The organism is Streptococcus sp. 10F2 (assembly GCF_054331515.2).
The window spans coordinates 1-23786 of record NZ_JBTGGE020000029.1; the positions used below are offsets into that span (position 1 = coordinate 1).

Below are 23786 nucleotides of genomic sequence, written 5' to 3' on the forward strand. Positions count from 1 at the left end.
TCCTGAACTAAATCCGATTGAAAAAGCATGGGCTAACCTTAAGAAGAAAGTCATAGAGTTACTACCCAAATATAACTCGGTGATAGAATGTCTAAACAATGTTTTTTAAAGTGAAACAACTATAACTATCGAATAATCCTGAGAGATCCTTTAGCGCCCTCCTTGAATAGAAGCCCAAGCTTGTCGATAATCTGCGTCACTTCCACCAATCGCAAAACGATAAGAAGTTACAGGCGCACCGTTTACAGCCCAGTAACTGGTAGTAGTAGCACCAGACACTGTTATTTGACGACCATTGATATCAACCGTACCTGGTGCTTGGCCTGTTGAACGAAGGACAGTTGATCGAATAACATCTGGGGCCAATTCAAAGCGCTGCTCTGTTTTCCAAACTGTTGGATCCGCCTGATGAATAGCCTGAACCAATTGGGCCATATATTGAGAATTATTATTGTAACCACTCATCGTCGACATCGGAGTGTTATCATCATGACCTGTCCAACCTCCCAAAGTCGCCCCTGGTGTTGCTACCATCAGCCAAGCATCCATATAATCATCCGTAGTTCCCGTCTTACCAATCCAATCCGCTCCCGCTAAGGAAGGATTTAGACCTCCTAAACGACTCTTAAAGGTTGTTGTATCACCCGATTGGATAACACCGCGTAACAATTCTTGCATAATTGTTGCAGTCGCTGCAGAAAATACCTGAACAGGCTGATTGGTATGTTCATAAACTCGATCTCCAGACTGAGTATCAATCGCAGCTACGAGGTAACGTTCCTGGTACTGACCATTATTTGCCAACATTTGATAAGCATTCGTATGCCGATCAACGGATACCTCAATTCCACCACCAAGAGGGAGACTTTCGATATTGTAATCAGCAATATCGTAATTCATCTTTTTCATGTAATCTTCAACATCCACACCACTCTCCCGTAGCATTCGATAAGCCCAGTAGGCAGGAATGTTTTCCGATTTATTAATCGCCTCTTGTAAGGGCATCATCGCTGTTCCACGGCTTCCCACGTGCATAATTGGCTGACCACTAGAATAATTTGTCGGATAATTGGACACAATGCTGGCACTTCCCATCATCCCTTGATCAATGGCTATGCCATACGGAAGAATAGATTTAATCGTCGACCCTGGAGATCTGACAGTCTCAAAAGCATGATTGTTCTGATTCGTCTCATAATCTCGACCTCCAACAAATCCAAGAACTGCTCCTGTTGCATTATCCAGAAGAACATTACCAACTTCAACCCGTCCAGTTCCATCATCTAAAACAGATCCATAGTTGGCAGCTGTTTCCTCCATTGCTTGGTGGACAGCTTTATTAATCGTGGTATGGATAACATAGCCCCCACTGTGCAGTTCTTTTGCAGCCAATTCTTGATAAGCAGCTACGGTTGACTCATTTTTCAAATCCCGTTCACTCACCTTATCCCGTTCAATCAAATAACTATACATCGCTTTTTGAGCCTCAGCTACAGCAGTATAATAAAGATAATTATGGGTTTCCCCTTCCGTTGGCTGACCTGGCCTAAAATCGGCTTGGAGATCATAGTCCAAAGCTTCTTGGTACTCTGCCTCTGAGATTTTTCCAGTTCGGTACATATTGTAAAGAACATTTTTTTGCCGCTCTAGTCCTAGCGTCTGATTCTCTTCGGTTTTTAGCGTTCCATCAGCCGCATAAGGGGAATAGACAATAGGGCTCTGAGGAAGCCCTGCTATAAAAGCTGACTGAGGAAGATTGAGATCACTTGCGCTTTTCCCAAAAATTCCCTGAGCTGCCTCCTCAACCCCTGCTATATTTTGACCCTTATAATTCCTACCAAAAGGGGCAATATTGAGATAAGCCATCAGAATATCTTCCTTGGACATAGATTCCTCCAAGGCCAAGGCATCTAAAATTTCTGCCGCTTTCCGAGAAAAAGTCGGTGCATCTCCAACAACTTGCTGTTTGATCAACTGCTGAGTCAGAGTGGAACCCCCACTCGAACTACCAAGACCGACAACAGATCCCAAAGTTGCCCGAATAACAGCCTTAGGAACAATCCCATCATGGTCATAGAAGTTCTCATCTTCTGTTACAATCACAGCATCCTGGACTGAGGCGGATACCTTATCTAAGGTGATTGGGGTCCGCAAAAGATCACTATCAACCTTTTCAATCAAACTCCCGTCAGCATAACGCAACTCGGATTGACCGGCTACTCGCGTCACTTGCTGAACTAACTCATTTCCCTCTAGAACTTGTGCCGTTTGAAAAAGACTAACCGCATATCCCAAACCCACGCCGGCACCTAGTACCAGAAAACCCCAGAAAAAAACCAGCAAGACCTTTAGCAGGAGATACTGTACCTGAAAGACTGTTCCCACACTATCCTTCCAGGTCCACGCCTCCTCTTCCCTATTCCTCTTAGCTTTGTGCTTCACAATGTCTGTCTCCTTTTTTACGTTAGTCCCAATTATAGCAAAATGCCCTCGCTCTTTTCAATTATCCCTTATTTTGTTAAACTGTAGTAAGAAAAATGAAACAAAAAAGGAGTCAGACATGCACATTTTTGATGAGCTGAAAGAAAGGGGCTTGGTCTTCCAAACAACGGATGAAGAAGCTCTTCGCAAAGCGCTAGAGGAAGGACAACTCTCTTACTATACAGGTTATGACCCTACCGCTGACAGCTTGCACTTAGGCCACTTAGTAGCGATTCTCACCAGCCGTCGCTTGCAATTAGCTGGGCACAAACCCTATGCCTTGGTTGGTGGTGCAACTGGACTCATTGGTGACCCATCCTTCAAGGATACCGAACGCAGCCTACAAACCAAAGAAACCGTTGACGGTTGGGTAACAAAAATCCAAGGACAACTCTCCCGTTTCTTAGACTTCGACAATGGTGCCAACAAGGCAGAAATGGTCAACAACTATGACTGGTTTGGCAGCGTCAGCTTCATTGACTTCCTCCGGGATGTCGGAAAGTACTTCACTGTGAATTACATGATGAGCAAGGATTCGGTTAAATCCCGAATTGAAACTGGAATTTCCTACACCGAATTTGCCTACCAAATCATGCAAGGCTACGACTTCTATACTCTCAACCAAGAACGCAATGTGACCCTCCAAATTGGAGGAAGTGACCAGTGGGGCAACATGACTGCTGGAACTGAATTGCTTCGCCGCAAGGCTAATACAACTGGCCATGTTCTCACCGTTCCATTGATTACTGATGCTAACGGTAAAAAATTCGGTAAATCCGAAGGAAACGCTGTTTGGCTAGATGCTAGCAAAACCAGTCCTTATGAAATGTACCAGTTCTGGCTTAATGTCTTGGATGACGATGCTGTTCGCTTCTTGAAAATCTTCACTTTCCTTTCATTAGAGGAAATCGCAGAGATTGAAAAAGAATTCTTAGCAGCTCCACACCAACGACTAGCCCAAAAAATTCTGGCTAAAGAAGTGGTTTCCCTCGTTCACGGCCAAGCAGCCTACGAACAAGCCCTCAAAATCACCGAAAGCCTTTTCTCTGGAAATATCCAAGAACTTTCTGTTTCCGAACTACTGCAAGGGTTAGGTGATGTACCAAACTACCAAGTAACTGATCAAGATAGCTTGAATCTGGTTGATATCTTGGTGACAGCTGGCATTTCCCCATCCAAACGCCAAGCTCGTGAAGATGTGGCGAATGGAGCTATCTACATCAACGGAGAACGTATCCAAGACTTGGACTACCAGCTAGATAACAAGGACCGTCTAGAAGACCAACTCACTGTTATCCGTCGCGGTAAGAAAAAATATTCGATCCTAACATACTAGACTTCACAAAGGCTAGGACCCAGTTTTGGGCCCTGGCCTTTTCCAACCAAAGGAGACTCTATGCTGCCACCCAAACTTCAACGATTTACAGATCCTAACCTCCTCTTTATCTGCCCCCACTGCCATCAAACCTTACACCTTCAGGAATGCAGTCTAGTCTGTGAGAATCGCCATAGTTTCGACTTGGCCAAGCAAGGTTATGTCAATTTGGCTCCCCAGGCCAAGACCTCTCAGCACTACCAGAAAGATTCCTTCCTAGCTCGCCAAACAATCCTAGAAGCTGGACTCTATGACCATATCCTAGAAGGCCTGACTCAGCAAATCGAGAAACTTCAGCCACGATCCATCTTAGATGTCGCCTGTGGTGAAGGCTTCTACAGCCGACATCTGGAAAGCAGCTATTCTAGTAACTATTATGCCTTTGACCTGTCCAAAGACTCCATCCTTCTCGCCAGCAAGGCGGATAGCCGCCAGCACATCAAATGGTTTGTGGCAGACCTAGCCAAGATTCCCTTAGAAAATCACAGTCTCGATTTGATTTTGGATGTCTTTTCTCCAGCTAACTATCAAGAGTTTCAGCGGTTATTACAGCCCAAAGGGACAGTCCTCAAAGTTATTCCAGGAGCTCAACACTTAATTGAAATCCGAGAGATTCTGGGCAAAGAAGCCTACCAGCCCGAGGACATTGATCACCACCTCAAAGAACAAATGCAAATCCTAGACCAGAAAGAGCTAACGGCCACCTATTCTCTAACACCCCAGCTCCGAGAAGCTTTACTAGAAATGACCCCACTGCTCCAACAAGTGAATCTCACAGACTTTGACTGGACCAAGCTAACTCACATCACCATTTCCGCCACCCTCTACCAAGCTCGCTTTTAGAAAGGACGCTTATGAAATTTTACGCAGTCAAAAAAGGACGCCAAACAGGAATCTACACCAGCTGGCCCGAGGCGCAACAACAAGTGCAAGGCTTCTCAGGTGCACAATATAAATCCTTCACCAGCCAAGATGAGGCTCTTGTCTACATGGAGGATAAAGCCCAAGCACCCATCGCCTCTGACCAACTTCAAGCCTACGTGGACGGCTCCTACGATAAACGGAAGCAGGCATACGGTTCCGGTGTCTCCTTCATCTTGAACGGAAAAGAAATCGAAAGTCTTTCCTTTGCTGGAGACCGTGATATCTTCCTTGAATCTCACCAAGTGGCTGGGGAATGCCTAGCCAGCCTAGCCGCCATCAAATGGGCTGTTCTCAACGACTATCCCAGCATCACTATTTGTTACGATTACCAAGGTGTCGAATCCTGGGCCACCGGCGACTGGAAAACCAATAAAGCCATCTCCCAAGCCTACAAAAAAGAATTTGACCGCTACTCCCCGCTCATTCAAATCCACTTCCGTAAAGTCCACGCCCACAGTGGTGATCCCCTCAATAATCGTGCCGATCAGTTAGCTAAAGCGGCTTTGGGGATAGGATAACAAAAGACAAAACTAGGTTTGCTAAAGGAATTAGAAAATAGCTTCGAACAAGCTCACCATAAGCACTCACACAAAAAACGCCGTCTTCCAAAAGGAACGGCGTTTTGGTGTTAACGAACAGATTCAATCTTGTAGGGCAAGGATCCCAGAACTTCTTGATAGTCCTGAACCTGATAGACTATATTGGTTGTCACTTGGGCTAGCTGTTGATCCAGATCAATAGTCACGGATTCTACACCTGCCAGTTTTGAGAAGGCTGCGGTGGTATGTTTAACGCAATTTTGGCAGGATAGTCCTGCTAATTGAACAGTTTGTTTCATGTTTTCTCCTTTATTTCCAACGTAAGCGAAGGGCGTTCAAGACAACGGACACAGAGGACAAGCTCATAGCTAAACCTGCCAACATAGGATTCAAGAGAGGACCTCCGAAGATGTAAAGAAGTCCCATGGCAATTGGAATACCAATGATATTGTAGATAAAGGCCCAGAAGAGGTTTTCTTTAATGATGCCAAGTGTAGCTCGACTAAGGGTAACCGCATCGACTAGACTGAGCAAATCACCTTGGAGAAGAACCAAATCAGCAGCATCCATGGCAATATCTGTTCCAGTTCCCATGGCAATCCCGACCTCAGCTTGAGCTAGAGCTGGAGCATCATTAATACCGTCGCCAACCATGGCTACGAGTTTTCCTTGCTCTTGATAGGCAGCAACTTGAGCAGCCTTATCCTGTGGAAGTACCTGAGCCACAACTTGGGTAATTCCCACTTCTTTAGCAATAGCTTGGGCAGTTGCTTCTTTATCACCTGTCAAAAGAACAACTTCCAAATTGCGTTTTTTCAATTGCCTAATCGCCTCGCGGCTAGTCTCCTTAATAGGATCCGAAACCGCTAGAGCCGCTAATAGAATCCCCTCACGCGCCAACAAGAGAGTAGTTTTTCCAGCACTTTCCCAAGACTGTAAATCCAACTCATGCGGGATAACAACACCCTGCTCTTCTAAGTAGCGACTGGTTCCAACCAAGATCCGTTGCCCGTCAACCTGAGCCTCAATACCACGCCCGACATGGGCTTGGAAGTCATAGGCAGTCCGCAAATCAATCCCCTCTTCTTCAGCTGCCTGAACAAATGCTTGAGCAATTGGGTGCTCACTATGACTTTCGGCGGAAGCTAGAAGAGCCAAAACCTCTGCTCGTGACTCCTCTGCCCAAAGCTCTAGATCTGTCAACTTCATCTGACCAGCTGTGACAGTCCCTGTCTTATCCAACAGTACCGTCTGAATCTGAGCCAAACTTTCCAAAGCCGGACCGGATTTAAGCAGCACACCTTTTTGAGCACCCCGCCCAGTCGTCACCATCATCGCTGTCGGTGTCGCTAAGCCTAAGGCACAAGGACAGGCAATCACCAAGACTGCTATAAAAATCGACAAGGCAAATTCCAGATCTGCCCCACCCAAGAAATACCAAGCTAAACTCGCTAATAAGGCACCTGCCAAGACCAGCGGTACAAAATAACGAGCCAATCGGTCTGCCAAGGCGGCAATCGGAGCTTTTTGTGCCTGAGCCTCTTCGACTAAGGTAATAATTTGAGCCAGCAGAGTTGCTCCTCCCACTTGAGTAACTTGGTAATCCACACTACCGGTTTGATTGAGACTTCCCGCCCAAACCGACTGACCAGCTTCCTTATAAACAGGAAGACTTTCCCCCGTCATCATGGATTCGTCCACATAACCACTACCTGCTAAGACAATTCCATCCACCGGGAAACTATCTCCAGGAAAGACCCGTACCCGATCTCCGACCTTCAAATCCTTGGTCGCAACGATTTCTGGCCCTGCAGTCCCGATACGTGTCGCTTCTTGGGGTGCTAACTGACTAAGTCCTTTCAGAGCACGAGAAGTCTCTTGCTTGGCCCTTGCCTCTAAATATTTCCCTAAGAAAACAAAGAAAATAATGGTTGCGGCCGATTCAAAATAGAGATGGTGGGCAAAATGGTCTTGTCCCTGCAAGACCTGCCAAGTTCCATAGGTCGAATAGAGATAGGCAGCACCTGTTCCCAAGGCAATCAAACTATCCATATTGGGGTGCCCCTGAAAAAGATTGCGCAGACCACGTTGGTAAAAACCGTGCCCTACATAAAGAACGACCGTTGTCAAAAAGAACTGGACCAGGACAAAAGGAGCCCCTTGCGCCAAAAAGCTTGGAAGAGGCAAGCCCCACATGGAACCCATAGCAATATAGAGTAAGGGCAGTGTCAACAAGGCGGTCCCTAGCAAACGCCGACGCTCAGCCTCCAATCGAACTTCCTTGTCTTCCTCTTGAGACTGGCGTTGCTCGATATCCCACTCTAACCTCTGCTCTACTAAATCATATCCCAGACCAGACACCGCTGCCTCCAAGACACTAGCTTGAAAATCCCCTGTCGTTCTCAGAGTCAATTTTTCAGTTGCTAAATTAACCTGCGCCTCTTCAACTCCCTCCTGCTGCCCCGCAACAGTTTCCACCGTTAAGGCACAGGAAGCACAGGTCATGCCTGAAACTTGGTACAAACGTTCTTCCATCTTCATCTCCTTCTAAGCATGACAATCACATTGCCCCGGCAAACAAGAACAAGCCAATTGAGTCGGCGCTGTTTCCTTGGCGGTCTCCGCCCAAGCTACTAGATTCTCCAAGTCAGACTGAGTCAGTTGGGCCTGCTTCAAAAGAGCCAATAAATGCTCTCCATGCTTGGTCTGACACTGATTATCCAACCACTCTTGCCCCATCTTCTCTAACTCCTGCTGCTCACTCGTCACAGCTCGATAAACAAAGCGTTTGCCTTCCACTTGAGCCTCAATCAAGCCCTTATCCTTGAGCCTAGTCAGAAGAGTCTTGACAGTGCTGGGTTTCCACTCAAAATCCGCTTGCAGGTAGTCAATAATCTGACTACTGCCACTGTCTGGATGAGCCCAGAGAACCCGCATTACCTGCCATTCTGCAGTCGACATGATTCCTTTCATAGTATTTACCTCTTTTTCGTTTACACTTGTAGTCTATATTTATAGTTTACATTTGTAGACAGAAAATGTCAAGAGAGAAGTTTGTTTTTTTTTTTTATTCTGAGATCATCCTATTAAAATACCTCTGCTCCTACCCACATAACATATAATTTTTCAGATGTCCTTTTCCTAAATTTAAATAGAATGTCAAAATAAAAGTGGAATTGCTTCCAAAAGTTATCTGAGTAGATAATAGATAAATAATACGTGGATTATAAATTTGATGACGTGATGACTATAATGAATTTCTTTCCCGCTTTTTTTCCTATCAATAAATAAATTAACTGAAATGGATATTAAGAGAATCGATAAGATTAAACTAAGATTATAACTTGGGTCCAATACATAATATAGCGTACAAAGAAACAGGAATAGGTTTAACAATAAGAATAAGAAGGATATTCCCAAGCGGTTTTTATATCCTAAAATTGCCGACACCATCAAAAGAATTGAATAAATTAAAATAATATAAGACATGGATTTCCCTCCTAAAATAAGTCCTGACAAAAATATTTTAAAGCATTCACAAATATTCTACAATAAATATACATAAAAAATATTCTATTTCGTCGACATCCTGATTCATACAACAAATTCGGAGGTGGACCCATGAAAACTCTCAGCTTTTCCCTCAAAAACCTAGTCTAGTCTCTCTGCTTTTACGGTCTGGCCGGTCTCCTTTTCCAGAGCCTCCTGCTATTTTCTTTCCAGTTCAGCTTACCTGAAATTCTATCCTATGCTCTAGGAGGGCTCCTCTACTCTTTCTATATTCAAGAAAAGAAAGTCTATCTCCTCCTTCTAGCAGCAATCTTTTTAACGAACGGTTTTGTTGCCTAATGAGTCACCTCCTGCTGGAATCAGCCCAGTAGGAGGGCTTTTTTATAAACTTTTTTCCAAATGAACCCTTGACAAGTATAGACAAGTCTACTATAATTTGTCTATACAAGCTTAAAAAACGCTTTCAAAAGGAGATCTTATGAAAAACGATGTTTCTAAAATCGTTCAAGCCATTGGTGGCAAGGACAACATCAACAGTGTAACCCACTGTGTGACCCGTCTTCGCTTTATTCTAAAAGATGAAGGGCAAGTAGATGAATCTGCCCTCGATCAAATTGATTTGGTTAAGGGACAGTTCTCTGCCAATGGTCAGTATCAAGTTATCATTGGTCCTGGTATTGTTGACAAAGCTTACGAAGAACTGGTAGCACAAACAGGAGCACAGGCTGTATCTAAAGAAGAAGCTAAGGAACAGGCTGCTCAAGATTTGAATCCTCTTCAAAAATTGGTAAAATTATTGGGTGACGTTTTTGTTCCAATTCTACCAGCTATCATTTCTTCTGGTTTGCTTTTGGGGATTAACAATGTCCTTACCCAACCTGGAATTTTTGGAGCACAATCCATTGTTGAAATGTATCCTGGATTCGCTGGATTTGCTGGTATCGTTAACTTTATCGCAGCAACTTCCTTCATCTTTATCCCAGCTCTTGTTGGTTGGTCAGCAATGACCCGTTTCGGTGGTTCACCACTCTTGGGAATCGTTCTTGGTTTAGTACTTTGCCACCCTGGATTGACTTCTCAATATGCCTTGTTTGATGCAAACACTGGCGGACTTGCTGAAATTCCAACTTGGGACCTCTTCGGTATCCCAGTTCAACAAATGAACTACCAAGCACAAGTTCTACCATCTCTCTTTGCGGCTTTCATCTTGGCTAATGTTGAGCAATGGTTGAACAAACGTGTTCCAGATAGCTTGAAACTCTTGGTAGTTGCCCCTGTTTCACTCTTGATTACTGGTTTCCTTGCCTTCACAGTTATTGGTCCTGTGACCATGTGGTTGGCGACTCAAATCACAAACATCATGATGGCTATCTTCAGTACAGCTGGCTGGTTGGGAGGTCTCATCTACGGTACCTTCTATGCTCCACTTGTCATCACTGGTATGCACCACATGTTCCTACCAGTTGACCTCCAATTGGTTGCATCTGAAAATGGTACTTTCTTGTGGCCAATCCTTGTGATGTCTAATGTCGCTCAAGGATCTGCTGCCCTTGCCATGATGTTGATTTTCCGTAAAAATAAAGATAACAAAAACGAAAGCATGGCCCTCACTTCTGCCATCTCTGCATGGTTGGGAGTTACAGAACCAGCTATCTTCGGGGTAACCCTTCGTCATAAGGCTGCCTTCCTAGCAGCTATGGTTTCAGCCGGAATTGCCGGAGCCCTTCTAGGTTCTGTACCAGTTCTTGCCAATTCTGTTGGTATCGGTGGTATTCCTGGTATCCTTTCCATCGTTCCACAATATTGGGGTATTTTTGCCCTTGGATTAGCAATTGTAATCGCTCTTCCAATAGTTCTAACATTTGTCTTCATTCGCTTTGAGAAAAAAGACTAAGATTTTTAGGGGTGGGTTTCAAGAAACCCCACCCCTTTTGATTAGAAAGGTATTTTCATGAAAGATTCATTATTTTCCAAAGTTGTTTACCAAATCTATCCTAAATCCTTCAAGGACAGCAACGGGGATGGTTTCGGAGATTTACCCGGCATTATTGAAAAACTTCCTTATTTGAAAAAATTAGGAGTCGACATTCTCTGGCTTAACCCTTTCTATGTGTCTCCTCAAAATGACAATGGTTATGACATCGCGGACTACAGGGCCATCGACCCCCGCTTCGGAACTATGGAAGACTTTGAAGCATTAGCCCGCCAAGCCAAAGAACTCGGTATGGGAATCATGTTAGATATGGTGCTCAACCACACTTCAACGGAACACGAATGGTTCCAAAAAGCTTTAGCTGGTGATGAGAAATATCAAGCCTACTATTACATCCGAGAACCTAAGGCAGATGGTAGCCTACCAACCAACTGGCAATCAAAATTCGGTGGCCCAGCTTGGCAACCTTTCGGAGATACTGGCAAGTACTACATGAATCTCTATGATAAAACCCAGGCGGACCTGGATTGGCACAATCCAGAAGTCCGCAAGGAGCTCTACGATGTTGTCAACTTCTGGCGGGAAAAAGGAGCTTCTGGTTTCCGCTTTGACGTCATCAACGTCATTGGAAAAGATGAAGTCCTTGTCGACTCTATCAATGAACAACAAGAAAAAGCCCTCTACACCGATACCCCAATTGTCCACGACTACTTGCAGGAAATGAATCAAGCGAGTTTTGGACAAGATTCAGATATCGTAACGGTTGGCGAGATGTCCTCAACCACCATTGACAACTGTATCCTTTACACCAGACCAGACCGTCATGAGCTATCAATGACCTTTAGTTTTCACCATCTCAAAGTTGACTATAAAGATGGCGACAAATGGCAAAATCAGGCGATGGACTTCGCAGAATTAAAACGAATTCTCAATGACTGGCAAGTGGGAATGGATCAAGGTGGTGGCTGCAATGCAGTCTTCTGGAATAACCACGACCAACCTCGTGCCCTAACCCGCTTCACCAATGACCAAGAGTATCGGGAAGAATCCGCAAAAATGTTGGCCCAAACTATCCACATGATGAAAGGGGTTCCTTACATCTATATGGGTGAAGAAATCGGAATGACTGATCCCGGATTTACCAGCATGGATCAATACAAGGATATTGAAAGTATCAATGCTTACCAAATGCTCTTGGATCGTGGTTTAAGTGAAGCGGATGCTTTGAACGTTATCCAAGTCAAATCCCGTGATAACAGCCGTACACCAATCCAATGGAATGACCAAACCAATGCAGGTTTCTCAACTGGCCAACCATGGCTAGAGGTGGCTGCAAACTATAAAGATATCAATGTCGAAAAAGAGTTAGCCGAAGGTAGTATTTTTAGCTACTACCAAGACTTAATCCGTCTTCGAAAAGAATTAGCTATTATTCAGGAAGGAACCTATCAGCCTCTCCTAACCGACCACCCACAGGTTTTTGCTTATAAGCGTCAATTGGACGATCAAGAATTGATTGTTTTCAATAACTTCTATGATCAATCGACCACTGTCTCAATGGAAGGTACAGACTATAAGTATCTCCTTGGAAACTATGGCGAGCGAGAAGCTGAACAGTCCTTGGAACTCCGTCCATTTGAGACGGTCGCTTTCCTTAGTCGTTAGCCTATGAATCGTAAAAAATACCAGGTCATCTATGACCAACTCAAAGCAGACATTCGGCAAGGAATCTATTGTCAAGGGCAACTACTCCCTTCTGAGATGGAACTCTGCCTACAATTTGAGACTTCTCGGGAAACCCTCCGTAAATCTCTGCAACTTCTACAAAACGATGCCTACATCCAAAAAATTCGAGGGAAAGGGTCTATCGTTATCTATGATCCTTCCCTCAATTTTGAGTTGGCCAGTCTAACCAGTTTCCAAGAAATCAATGCAGGGCTCAGTCAACCCTACCAAACCGAAGTTGCTGTACTAGAAACAATCAAGGCCAAAGACTATCCAGATGTCAAAACGGCTCTACAACTAAGAGATTTTGATACTATTCTCCGAGTTGTCCGCCTGCGAAAAAAAGGGCCACGAGTCAACATCGTCGACATCGATTTCTTCAATCCCAAGCTTGTACCTGGTATCACGGAAGAAGTTGCTCAGACATCCATTTACCGCTACATTGAAAAGGATTTGAACTTAGTCATTAGTCATTCAGCCAAAACCATCACCTTCCAACCAGCCAATCAAACTCTCCAAGACTATTTCCAACAGCTAGAGCCAGCCTATGTTGCCCTTGTTGAAGCCACTGTCTTCCTAGGGGATGGGCAACCGTTCCAGCTCAACCAATCCCACCACAGACCTTCATCCTTCAAATTCACAAATTTTTCGCGTAGACAATCCTAAAAAGACCGGTTTCTCCTTAAAAGTTGGAGAAACCGGTCTTTATTATATAGAATTCATCTATTATGGCCAATGAATAGCCAATAATTCATTCGTCGCCTCGTATGCTTCCTCAATTCGTGCCTGAGTTTCAAAATCCAGTTGTCCCTCATAGCGGCCACCTTTCAAGAAATCTTCGATAATCAAAGTTTGGTAAAGGTATTGAGGGAAACCAAATTGGGAGTAGGTTCCCTTCTCCACTCGGCTAACCCAGGTTGGGTGAGCTTTGACTGTTTTGATTCGTGTCTGTTGATTCTTTTTCTCAACCTCCACATCCATAAGGACACCTCGCTCAGTCCATTCGGAGTTAGGCATACCATCCATGCTTTCAATACGCTGATTCGAAATAAAATTCCCCATGGAGTAGATAATGAACTTGTTCTCGCCATCTTTTTCAATCGTTTCAGTTGGTTCGGGGACATGCGGGTGACCACCGAAGACCAGATCTGCACCCCAATCTACCATTTTGTGGTAGATGGCAACCTGCTCATCTGTCGGTTCCAAGCGGTATTCCTCTCCCATTTGTGGCATCACAATGGTTATATCAGCTTCTTTCTCGGCCCGCTTAATTTCTGCCTCCATTTTCTCCATATCCAAATCAGACAGAACAGATTCATACTCTTCTGGGCTAAGCCCAGCTTCCAACCCATTAAAACCATACGCATAAGCTAGCAGCGCAATCTTAATGCCATTGACCTCCTTGATGAGCAAGGGAGCCTGGTTACGAGCTTGATTTGGATAAACCCCAAGTGGCTCAATACCGGCTTTCTGGAAAGCCTGCGCTGTTGTCGCCACTCCTTCCAAACCCGAATCTAAAATATGGTTGTGGGCCAAATCCATAACATCATATCCTGCATCTTTAATAGCCTGAACCACTTGAGAAGGAGCATTAAAGAGCGGGTAACCACTCAAAGGATAGTCCGGGTTAATGGTTCCTTCAAAATCACCAATGGCTAGATCAGCTTGATCCAACCAAGACTTGACATACGTGAAATTTTCCGAAAAATCATAACTGCCATCTGCCTGCTCTGCAGAATAGTAAAGAATATCATGGTACAACAAATCGCCGTGAGCCATAATTCGAGCTTGACTAACCTGGCTATCCTCTTGATTTTTCACCAGTTCTTGCACATAGGGACGACCAAAGTAAACCCCTACACCTGCCAAGGTCACAGCAGTTAAAAGACCTGTTATAAAAACTTCCTTTTTCATAAACTCTTCCTAATCTAGCAAGTCTAGTAAGTAACCATAACCTTCCGCTTCCATATCTTCCTTAGCCACAAAACGAAGAGCGGCACTATTGATACAATAACGAAGTCCACCAGACTCTCGTGGACCGTCTTCAAAGACATGTCCCAGATGCGCATCACCTGCCCGGCTCCGAACCTCAATCCGTCGCATACCGTGACTCAAATCTTGGCGATACTGGATCAAGTCCTTCGCAATTGGTTTAGAAAAAGCTGGCCAACCACAACCGGAATTGTATTTATCTGCAGACTGGAAGAGCGGCTCTCCAGAAGTAATATCGACATAGATCCCTTCTTGGAAGTGTTCATCATACTTATTTGTAAACGGACGCTCGGTCGCATTCTCTTGCGTCACAGCGTACTCTTCCTCTGATAAACGCTCTTTCAGCGTTTCTTGATCCGGCTTTTGGTACAGAGCTGGATCAATCAAAGGCTGGTAGGCATCCTCCACATTGATATGGCAATAGCCACCTGGATTTTTCTTTAAATAATCTTGATGATAATCCTCCGCAGGGATGTAATGGCAAAGAGGTTCCACTTCAACGGCCAAGGGTTGGTTACCAAAGTGCTGTGACTGTTCCTTCATCACTTGTTCAATCACTGGCAAATCTTCTGCATCCTGATAATAAATTCCTGTCCGGTATTGCCGACCACGGTCATTCCCCTGCCGATTGACACTGAGCGGATCAATCACTCGGAAATAATAAAGCAGAATTTCTCGTAACCCAATGACTGTCTCATCATAGCTAACAGAAACCGTCTCCGCATGATCCGTTTCTTTTAAGAGTTGGTAGTTCGTTGTTTCTACTTGACCATTCGCATAACCCACGCTGGTCTTTTGAACACCCTCAATACGAGAAAAATACTCCTCTAAGCCCCAAAAACAACCACCAGCTAAATAAATTAATTTCATAGCAACCTCCTATTTAGACTTCCATTGCGTATCATAGTGCACGAGATAATAGGGTCCTTCCCCCATCTCACCATCAAAAATCAAACGATAGCTTCCTTGTGTTCCTGGCTCTAGATTCTTATCCAAACCCTCTTGGTCAAAGGTTATACTATCTAATAGCAAGGGTTCTCCCTCCTCGTCAAACAATTCGTAACTATAGGGATTGACACGGAAAGTATTCCCATGATTATTTTCAACCAAGAGTTCAACCACAACTGCTAAGCCAGTTGCATCATCCCACATCTCCTGATTTTCATCTCTTTCGATGGTCTTAACCGTTACCCGCTCCCCCGTTACAAATTGTCGCGATTTACCAAGTTCTTGCTCGATAACACTTTCTTCTTTTTGATTTAAGCCTAAAAGACGAGCATATTGCTCATTTTCCTCAGCTAGACCTAAATAAGAAAAGAGCAGAATCCCAATTCCCACCAATAAGAATACATTCAAGCCTACCAAGCTAAGAATCCAAATCCAGTAGGGCTGAGACCTCAAGGTCTTTTTGTCCGTCATGCTGGACTCACCTCCTTCATCTTAATTCGTAGAGCCAGAAGAGCTCGACAAACTCACACCAGCTTCCTTCAAAGCATCTTGGTATAGACGATAGAGGGGATAAGCGATTCCTGCATCCTGCCCTTGACGAATAGGAACAGAAATGCGATAAACAAAACCATCAGCCCGACTCCACTGGGCACCAAGCACCTTCGGTTGACCATCTAATTGACTAAAGCCCTGCAATTGCGACTGGTTTACTTGCTCCACAACCCTGTCCACTAATTCAAAATCCGTCCCTGGTAACAAGGGCAGATCTAAAGTAAGAGAAACCTCTCCCCGAGAGCGATTACTAACAATGAGAATCTGTCGATTAGGGATGTAATAAAGGGTCCCATTGCTATCACGAACCTGGGTCGTTCGGATCCCGACATTCTCGACTGTTCCGGACAATTTTCCAGAGCCATTCGGCAAGGTTACATAATCTCCTACATCCAACTGTCTTTCCAAGAGGATAAAGAAACCATTGACCATATCCGACAAGAACCCCTGTGCTCCAAGACCAACCACAACCCCAGCCAAACCAGCTCCAGCTAAAAGTGAGGACACTGGCAAACCAAGAATGGACAAAACCCAATAAATCAAGAGAAAATAGAGGGCATAATTGAGTACATTGTCAATCAAACGCAAGAGGGTTTCTTTGCGAGCTGAATGACTTTGCATCAACAGCATAGATGGAGCTAGTAGGCGATGGACGAGAGCATGAATGAGCTTTTTCCCAATCCAAAACAAGAGAAATAAAAACAATAAGGAAATCGATTTAGAAACAAACTGATCTAAAATCTCCTCCCACTGGACCTTTTCCAAGTATCTTAATACTAGGTTTTGCATAAAACCTCCTTTTCCCTATTATAACACAGGGAGGGACTTCCGTTTTATTCAGTCCCCATCAAATCCTCTTATGATTTCCATAAGTTTTTATAAAAAAGAGATTGAAAGTTGCGAAAATTCCAAACTTTTTTCATAAAACCTAGAAAATCCATTGACAGAGGGAATTTCTTATAGTAGACTATTTTAAATAAATTTATAGGAGGTTTCAATCATGAAACGTTACATTCAGGCCTGGAATAGAGCCAGCCTGATCAAGCGAATTGCTATTGGGGTTGTGATTGGTTTTGCACTCGCCCTCATCGTTCCGTCTTGGTCAGCTATCGGAATCCTCGGAGATGTCTTCGTAGGTGCTTTACGAGCAGTTGCTCCGCTCTTGGTTTTTGCTTTGGTTACTAACGCTCTTGCTCAGCACAAAGAAGGTGGCCAATCCAATATGAAAACCATCATTATCCTTTACCTATTCGGCACGTTTGCTGCTGCTTTGGTTGCTGTGCTTGTCTCCTTCGCTTTCCCAACAACCTTAACACTAGCAAATGCGGCTACGGATATCGCACCGCCTAGCGGTTTAGCTGAAATTGCACGTAACCTCTTGCTCAACATTGTAGAAAACCCTGTTAGTGCTATTTCCAATGGTAACTACATTGGGATCCTTGCTTGGGCTAGTGTCTTTGGAATTGCTATGCGTCAAGCTAGCAAACAAAGTAAGGAATTACTACAAACGGTTGCAGATGTCACTTCAACTGTCGTTGCTTGGGTCATCAACCTAGCACCGTTCGGAATTCTAGGTTTGGTCTTCAAAGCTATCTCTGAACAAGGTGTAGATGCCCTTCTTGGTTATGGACAATTAATCATCGTAATTGTCGCAACAAACCTCTTTGTAGCTTTGGTCATCAACCCAATTATTGGATTTGTGATGATGCGTAAAAATCCATATCCACTAGTCTTCAAAACTCTACAAGTTAGTGGTGTAACTGCCTTCTTTACTCGAAGCTCTGCAGCCAACATCCCTGTAAACTTGAAACTCTGTGACGAACTTGGATTGGATAAAGATACCTATACAATCTCTATCCCTCTTGGAGCAACCATCAACATGGGTGGTGCTGCTATTACAATCACAATTCTTTCCCTTGCTGCAGTTCACACGCTTGGAATTCCTGTAGACTTCGGAACTGCTCTGCTCCTTTCTGTTGTGGCTGCCTTATCAGCCTGTGGAGCTTCCGGAGTTACCGGTGGATCTCTCCTCTTGATTCCTGTGGCATGTAGCCTCTTTGGAATCTCTGGTGACATTTCCGCACAAGTTATCGGTGTCGGCTTTATCATCGGTATCATCCAAGATGCCTGTGAAACTGCCCTCAACTCTTCAACTGACGTTCTCTACACTGCCTATGCAGAATGGAGTGCTTGGAAGAAAAAAGAAGCTTAATGCTTGCAATCCCTCTGGTTAACCAGGGGGATTTTTTGCATCCTTCACAATCACTCTATTGAAGACTCCAACAACATACAAAAAAACATTGATTCCAAAAGTATTTGCACAGGCCAAGATTTCAAGACTGAAAGGCGAACCTACTCCTTTATGCGCACAATCAAAAAGCCGAGACTTTTCAATCTCGACTTTCTATCTAAATGCTTAAGCTTTCTTTTGTTTATCTAAATATTTCTTAGTCTCCATCACAACAATCGGACTAAGAGCCAAGAGGGCAATCAAGTTTGGAAGAACCATCAAGGCATTTACGATATCTGCAATTAACCAAATAACATCAACGGTCAAAAAGGCTCCTAGGAAAACAAAGGCTACATAGAGAGCTCGGTAAATCCAAATAAAGCGAAGGCCAAATAAGAATTCAAAACAACGCTCACCATAATAGTTCCAGCCAATAATCGTTGTAAAGGCAAAGAGAACCAAGAAAAGCATCAAAAGAATCGCTCCAAAGTTCCCAAATACCGTCGAAAATGCCGCTTGGGTCAGACTAGCTCCATTGACATCTCCTGCCCAAACACCAGTAATCAAGATTGAAAGACCGGTCAAGCTACAAACAATGATGGTATCAATAAAGGTACCTGTCATCGAAATAAGACCTTGTTCTACAGGAGATTCTGTTTTAGCAGCCGCAGCCGCAATCGGTGCACTCCCCATTCCAGATTCGTTCGAGAAAACCCCACGCGCAATTCCGGTTTGGATAGCTGTTCGAATCGTCGCACCTGCAAAACCACCTAGAGCTGCAACTGGTGTAAAGGCACTGGTAAATACCAATTCTAAAGTCGGAAGCAATTGATCCACATTCACAACCAGAATTGCTCCTGCAGCCAATACATAGACTAAGGCCATAAAGGGAACAACAGCTGTTGAAATTTTTGAAATACTTTGAATCCCACCAAAAATAGCAACAGCCACAAGAATCGTTAAAATAGGACCTGTTACTTCTGAGCCGATCCCTAAACCAGTTTTAATCGAATCAGTAATGGAAGATACCTGAGTAAAAGTACCAGTCGACAGAAGGGCTGTTAGTACGGCACCTCCTGCGAAGAAATTGGCCAAGGGACGCCATTTCTCTCCCATACCATTCACAATATAGTACATCGGACCACCTGATGCTGCCCCTTTTTCATCTTTTACCCGATAGCGAATAGCCAAAACACCCTCAGCGTATTTAGTCGCCATTCCAAAAAAGGCAGCTACCCACATCCAGAAAAGGGCACCTGGGCCACCCATCTTGATGGCTGTGGCTACCCCAACAATATTACCAGTACCAATGGTCGCAGCTAGGGCTGTACTCAAGGCTGCAAAACTGGAAATATCACCAGTACCATTCTTGTCATCTGCTTTAAAAATCAATTTCAAGGCTCGTGGGAGTTGGGTCACTTGTAACATTCCCAACCGGAAACTGAGAAAAATCCCTGTTCCCACTAACAAGATTAAAAGGGGTGGTCCCCATACAAACGCATCCAATTGCGTCAAAAACTCTATCATGTCTACTCCTCTCCTCTACTCCAATCTCTCACAAGATTGGAGCCTCTCTAAAAAACTGTACCCCCCATTTTAAAACAAGACGCCCTCTTTGTCAATTTCAAACACATTTAAAAATGGATTACACATAAAAAGTCTGGGATGACTCACTCTATGACATCATCCCAGACTTTCTACTATTATAGAGAAGCTACAATCTCTTTAATTTGCTCCTTCGTATGTACGCCTGCTACTTGTTTAACAACCTCACCATCTTTCTTGAACATCAAGGTTGGAATGGACATAATACCAAATTCACGCGCAGTAGCTGGATTTTCATCCACATCCATCTTCACAATTTTCAACTCAGATTCATCGACTTCACCCGCCAATTGCTCCAAGATTGGAGCCTGCATACGGCAAGGACCACACCAAGTAGCCCAGAAATCAATTAACACAAGACCTTCTTTAGTCTCTTCTACAAAATTTGCATCGGTTACACTTTGTACCATATCAAACTCTCCTTTTCTTTCTTACCATTAGTTTACACCAATTTGAAAAATAATGACAGAATTTGATACGCCTTTACCTTATTTAAAAATAGCAATGGTAGCTCCAGAACCTCCAGCATTTTGTGGTGCATAAGCAAAGGACTTGACCTGCTTATTCCGGCGAAGGTATTTCTGAACCCCCTCGCGGATGACCCCTGTTCCAATTCCGTGAATAATATCGACCTGAGCCATATTATTGAGCAGGGCTTGGTCAATAAAGGCATCCAGTTCTTCCATAGCTTCCTCATAACGCTTACCACGTAAGTCTAGACGTGCCTTAGCTGCCTGGCTCTTAGTCCGTTTAACTGTTGACACCTTCTTAGACTTCGGCTGATTAGAAGAATTTTCTTTTTGGATAGCTTCAAACTCATCTTCTCTTAATGTCATCTTCATTAAACCAACCTGAGCTTCCCAGCGACCATCTTTTAATTGACGAACTAAATTGCCTCGTTGACCATAATGACTAACAAGGATTTCCATTCCTACTTTAGGAGCTTTCTTCTTTTTAGCCCGATTAAGAACCTTGTTTTTAGAAAGATCAACCGTTTCTGGGGTTAATGCTTTCAGTTTAGCCTTGGCTTCAATCACCTGATGCGGTTTGAGCTGGGCACCTGCTTGCAGATTTTTCAGAATTTGGTCACTCTCTTCAGTAGCTTTTGCGACAATCTTCTGAGCCTCCTCACGAGCAGCATTGAGTTCAGCTTCCTGTCCTCGTTCCAATTCAGTGTAGAGCTTTTTCAAAGCCCGATTCAACTTGTGATTTTCCTGTTCTAAATCCCGAATCCCTTCTAGCCGTTTACGACTCTCTAAGGTCTGATCTTCCAAACGCTGGATAATACGGGAAACATCCTGATCGTGATCAAGCTGACCTTCCGCCTGAACCACGACAACTTCCGCTAAACCTAAACGTCTAGCTATTTCAAAGGCATTGGACCGCCCTGGAACTCCCTGCATAAAGCGATAAGTCGGCCGCAAACTTAACGTATCAAATTCCATACTGGCATTTTCAACAGCTTCCGTCTCAATTCCATACGCCTTTAATTCAGGGTAATGGGTTGTTGCCATCGTTTTAATTCCCCGCAAGCGAAGATCTTCCAAAATAGCAATTGCCAAGGCTGCTCCTTCTTGCGGATCTGTCCCTGCTCCTAATTCATCGAACAAAACCAAGGAGAGAGGCGTTGCCTGCTCCAAAATGTGAATAATATTCGTCATATGACTCGAGAAAGTAGAGAGACTCTGCTCGATGGACTGCTCATCACCGATATCTGCAAATACTTCATCGAATACCCCGATCTGGCTACCTTCAGCAGCTAGAATCGGCAGACCTGACTGCCCCATAAGTTGCGCTAGTCCCAGGGTCTTAAGCATCAGCGTTTTTCCCCCTGTATTAGGCCCTGTCATCACAATACTACTCAAACCTTTTCCAAAATGAAGATCATTAGCGACTGGCTGCTCTAATAAGGGATGACGAAGTTGAAGCAAGCGGATGTCGTTTTGGCTAGAAATACTTGGGATATGGGCTTGACGATCACGCATGTATTGATACTTAGCCGCCAAGAAATCGAAATGACCCAAGAGCCAATGATTATTTTGGAAGGATTGCACTTGAGGGCGAAAAAGATTCGCCAATTCTCGAAGAATTCGGCGAATTTCATACCGTTCTTCTGCTTCTAAACTAGCAATCCCTTCATTCATTTGAATCAATTCACGAGGTTCAATATAAACCGTGTTCCCTGTAGCCGAGATGTCTTGCACAATCCCTTGAACACGATTCCGAAAACTCTGCTTGACCGGCAAAACATTGCGACCATTTCGACTGGCAAAGAGAGGATCTGCCAAATAATCCGCTTTCTTCTTCAGTAATTCCTGCATCGTTTGGCGCAAGTCACGATCTGCTTGGCGCAAACGACGGCGAATCCCTAGCAATTCTTCACTAGCAAAATCCTCAATGGTGCCGTTATCCGCAATAGCCTGCAGGGCACCTTGAAATTGTGGGAAAGTCTCTAGATTTTCAAAATAGGCCGTTAGATTGGGAAGATGGATATCTTCCAAATCTAGATAAAAATCCTTCAAAAGCTGACTGCCTCTCAGCATAGCTTTTATATCTTGAAAATCAGCCACCTGTAATTCTGCTTCCAACTGCAAACGTTTCAGAGTTGGCGTCAAATCTCCTAGACTCGTAATGGGCAGAGTATGGCCTGCTTTGCCTAGCTCCTCCATATCGCTCAACTGATCAAATGCCTGTTGAATATCTTTGACATTAATCATGGGTTCCAGATTAGCTAAGGTTTTCTGCCCTTCTACCGTCCGAAGATAGGGGGCTAATGCACTTTTAACTTCTGTAAACTCCAAACTTTCATATATTTTATGATTCATTTTTTCTCCAAAAATCTAAAAAAGAAAGAGCCTGTTCCCAAACTCTTCCATATTCTTTAAAAGCTACTCAGAACACTGCTCACCCAAAGTGGACGAAGGACAAGATGACTAAATGGGGAGAGGTTCATCATAAATTGGACCAAAAAACTGGTACTGAGAGTGTCTTGAACTCCGGCAAGGGGAACCGTTGCGACAATAAAAATCAGCATTTCTAAACGGAACCAGGTTAAAAGAAGGGAAAGACCAGCAGATATCAGAGAAGCTGGTACACTATCCCACTCCCGTTTCCAAGGAGAAAAGACTAGGAATGTCGCTAAAATACGGCCAACCATCCAAACAATCGTAAAGACCATCACAAATCCGAGACCACTATAAAAAACTTGGTCCAAATCAAACAAAATTCCTGATTCAAAAAAGAGGGCCTGACTTCCCCTGCTAGGATTGGCATAGGGAATCCACAGGCTCAAAAACTGAGCCGCCTGAGTATAGGCAACGGATGCAATCAGAAAAGAAATCAAAAAAAGAATCGTCTGGCCAATTTGGTGGGCCAAACCGCGCTGATAGCCTAGATAAAAACTCCAAGCCAAAACCAAAAGAATGACTACATCAAGCATAAATCACCTACTTAGCCTCTTCTTGATCTTCCTGAGCACGCTCCATTTCTCGGTTCAACTGCACAGATAGCGTATTAATCGCTAAAAGCAAGGCTAGGGTCTCATCATCCGCCTTGGGCATCTGCTCTTTCAAAGCCTGGTACTTTTCTTGTGCGAGACGTTCAATCTCTTCCATAAAAAGATTATCATATTCCGTTGTTAATGTTAGGGTTCTTTTACCAAAAGAAAACTTATATCGATTTAAATTTGCCATAATATCACCTTTTCATCATTATAACAGAAAGAATAAGGCTTGTCATTTGCAAAATGGGTCTCATTTCCACCACTGAATACGGCTAAAATATGATACAATAGTTCCTATATGTTAAAGTAGCAAAAGATTGATCTGTCCAATAATCAGGAACAGATTCCCGAGTTTATCAGTTTATGTTGTAGCCGATCCAGTTCAATTACTTGATAGAACTGGATTTTTTTAAAGCTCTCGTTAGATTTTGTTTGTGTTGTATGCAGTTGTATGATATAATGGAAACATG

20 protein-coding genes are annotated in these 23786 nt (G+C 43.8%); 7 read left to right on the top strand and 13 right to left on the bottom strand.

The annotated features are described in order from the left end of the window. Window positions 1-150: 150 nt before the first annotated feature. On the bottom strand, window positions 151-2442 hold the full coding sequence (gene pbp1b, locus ACXM1Q_RS05920; RefSeq protein WP_458517070.1) for a penicillin-binding protein PBP1B: 2292 nt from the start codon (window positions 2440-2442) through the stop codon (window positions 151-153). 118 nt (window positions 2443-2560) lie between these two features. Between pbp1b and tyrS the strand changes: the two genes are divergently transcribed. From tyrS to ACXM1Q_RS05935, 3 genes are read left to right on the top strand one after another with little or no spacing between them, the layout of a single operon-like run. After that, window positions 2561-3817, top strand: a complete 1257-nt coding sequence (gene tyrS, locus ACXM1Q_RS05925) for a tyrosine--tRNA ligase (protein WP_458517072.1) — start codon at window positions 2561-2563, stop codon at window positions 3815-3817. 60 nt (window positions 3818-3877) lie between these two features. Continuing rightward, window positions 3878-4699: a putative RNA methyltransferase gene (locus ACXM1Q_RS05930; RefSeq protein WP_458517074.1), complete on the top strand. Its 822-nt coding sequence runs from the start codon at window positions 3878-3880 to the stop codon at window positions 4697-4699. A gap of 11 nt (window positions 4700-4710) precedes the next feature. Beyond that, window positions 4711-5298: a ribonuclease H1 domain-containing protein gene (locus ACXM1Q_RS05935; RefSeq protein ID WP_458517076.1), complete on the top strand. Its 588-nt coding sequence runs from the start codon at window positions 4711-4713 to the stop codon at window positions 5296-5298. Window positions 5299-5408: 110 nt separating this feature from the next. Here the strand turns inward: ACXM1Q_RS05935 and ACXM1Q_RS05940 are convergent, their stop codons facing one another. Genes ACXM1Q_RS05940 through ACXM1Q_RS05950 form a run of 3 tightly spaced genes read right to left on the bottom strand, consistent with a single transcriptional unit; the run spans window position 5409 to window position 8292 of the window. Beyond that, a complete protein-coding gene (locus ACXM1Q_RS05940) occupies window positions 5409-5618 on the bottom strand; it encodes a heavy-metal-associated domain-containing protein (RefSeq protein ID WP_458517078.1) in 210 nt (69 codons plus the stop codon). 10 nt (window positions 5619-5628) lie between these two features. Then, window positions 5629-7860: a heavy metal translocating P-type ATPase gene (locus tag ACXM1Q_RS05945; RefSeq protein ID WP_458517080.1), complete on the bottom strand. Its 2232-nt coding sequence runs from the start codon at window positions 7858-7860 to the stop codon at window positions 5629-5631. Between the two features lie 6 nt (window positions 7861-7866). Beyond that, window positions 7867-8292, bottom strand: coding sequence for a CopY/TcrY family copper transport repressor (locus ACXM1Q_RS05950; RefSeq protein WP_458517082.1), 426 nt, complete (start codon window positions 8290-8292; stop codon window positions 7867-7869). A 1015-nt stretch (window positions 8293-9307) separates the two neighbouring features. On the opposite strand from ACXM1Q_RS05950, the gene treP reads away from it, so the two are divergent. From treP to treR, 3 genes are read left to right on the top strand one after another with little or no spacing between them, the layout of a single operon-like run. Next, window positions 9308-10723, top strand: coding sequence for a PTS system trehalose-specific EIIBC component (gene treP / locus ACXM1Q_RS05955; RefSeq protein ID WP_458517084.1), 1416 nt, complete (start codon window positions 9308-9310; stop codon window positions 10721-10723). A gap of 57 nt (window positions 10724-10780) precedes the next feature. Continuing rightward, on the top strand, window positions 10781-12427 hold the full coding sequence (gene treC, locus ACXM1Q_RS05960) for an alpha,alpha-phosphotrehalase (protein WP_458517086.1): 1647 nt from the start codon (window positions 10781-10783) through the stop codon (window positions 12425-12427). Window positions 12428-12430: 3 nt separating this feature from the next. Next, a complete protein-coding gene (treR, locus tag ACXM1Q_RS05965; protein WP_135036237.1) occupies window positions 12431-13153 on the top strand; it encodes a trehalose operon repressor in 723 nt (240 codons plus the stop codon). Between the two features lie 60 nt (window positions 13154-13213). On the opposite strand, the gene ACXM1Q_RS05970 is transcribed toward treR, so the two are convergent. From ACXM1Q_RS05970 to ACXM1Q_RS05985, 4 genes are read right to left on the bottom strand one after another with little or no spacing between them, the layout of a single operon-like run. Further along, window positions 13214-14401, bottom strand: coding sequence for a CapA family protein (locus ACXM1Q_RS05970; protein WP_458517089.1), 1188 nt, complete (start codon window positions 14399-14401; stop codon window positions 13214-13216). A gap of 9 nt (window positions 14402-14410) precedes the next feature. Then, window positions 14411-15349, bottom strand: coding sequence for a peptide-methionine (R)-S-oxide reductase MsrB (gene msrB / locus ACXM1Q_RS05975; RefSeq protein WP_458517091.1), 939 nt, complete (start codon window positions 15347-15349; stop codon window positions 14411-14413). A 9-nt stretch (window positions 15350-15358) separates the two neighbouring features. Beyond that, window positions 15359-15898, bottom strand: coding sequence for a DUF4352 domain-containing protein (locus tag ACXM1Q_RS05980; protein WP_458517093.1), 540 nt, complete (start codon window positions 15896-15898; stop codon window positions 15359-15361). A gap of 21 nt (window positions 15899-15919) precedes the next feature. Then, window positions 15920-16768, bottom strand: a complete 849-nt coding sequence (locus ACXM1Q_RS05985) for a mechanosensitive ion channel family protein (protein ID WP_458517095.1) — start codon at window positions 16766-16768, stop codon at window positions 15920-15922. Window positions 16769-16979: 211 nt separating this feature from the next. On the opposite strand from ACXM1Q_RS05985, the gene sstT reads away from it, so the two are divergent. Continuing rightward, entirely contained in the window at window positions 16980-18191 is a 1212-nt protein-coding gene (sstT, locus tag ACXM1Q_RS05990) for a serine/threonine transporter SstT (RefSeq protein WP_458517097.1), read from the top strand. A gap of 204 nt (window positions 18192-18395) precedes the next feature. On the opposite strand, the gene ACXM1Q_RS05995 is transcribed toward sstT, so the two are convergent. From ACXM1Q_RS05995 to ACXM1Q_RS06015, 5 genes are all read right to left on the bottom strand, one after another. Continuing rightward, window positions 18396-19736 (bottom strand): alanine/glycine:cation symporter family protein, encoded by a 1341-nt coding sequence (locus ACXM1Q_RS05995; RefSeq protein ID WP_458517099.1) that lies wholly within the window; start codon window positions 19734-19736, stop codon window positions 18396-18398. A 176-nt stretch (window positions 19737-19912) separates the two neighbouring features. Next, window positions 19913-20224: a thioredoxin gene (trxA, locus tag ACXM1Q_RS06000; protein WP_458517101.1), complete on the bottom strand. Its 312-nt coding sequence runs from the start codon at window positions 20222-20224 to the stop codon at window positions 19913-19915. A 78-nt stretch (window positions 20225-20302) separates the two neighbouring features. Next, window positions 20303-22639 carry an endonuclease MutS2 gene (locus ACXM1Q_RS06005; protein WP_458517103.1) on the bottom strand — a complete coding sequence of 779 codons (2337 nt, stop codon included), beginning with the start codon at window positions 22637-22639 and terminating at the stop codon, window positions 20303-20305. 56 nt (window positions 22640-22695) lie between these two features. Further along, window positions 22696-23253, bottom strand: coding sequence for a CvpA family protein (locus ACXM1Q_RS06010; RefSeq protein ID WP_458517105.1), 558 nt, complete (start codon window positions 23251-23253; stop codon window positions 22696-22698). A 7-nt stretch (window positions 23254-23260) separates the two neighbouring features. Further along, entirely contained in the window at window positions 23261-23506 is a 246-nt protein-coding gene (locus ACXM1Q_RS06015) for a hypothetical protein (protein WP_458517107.1), read from the bottom strand. Window positions 23507-23786: the final 280 nt, after the last annotated feature.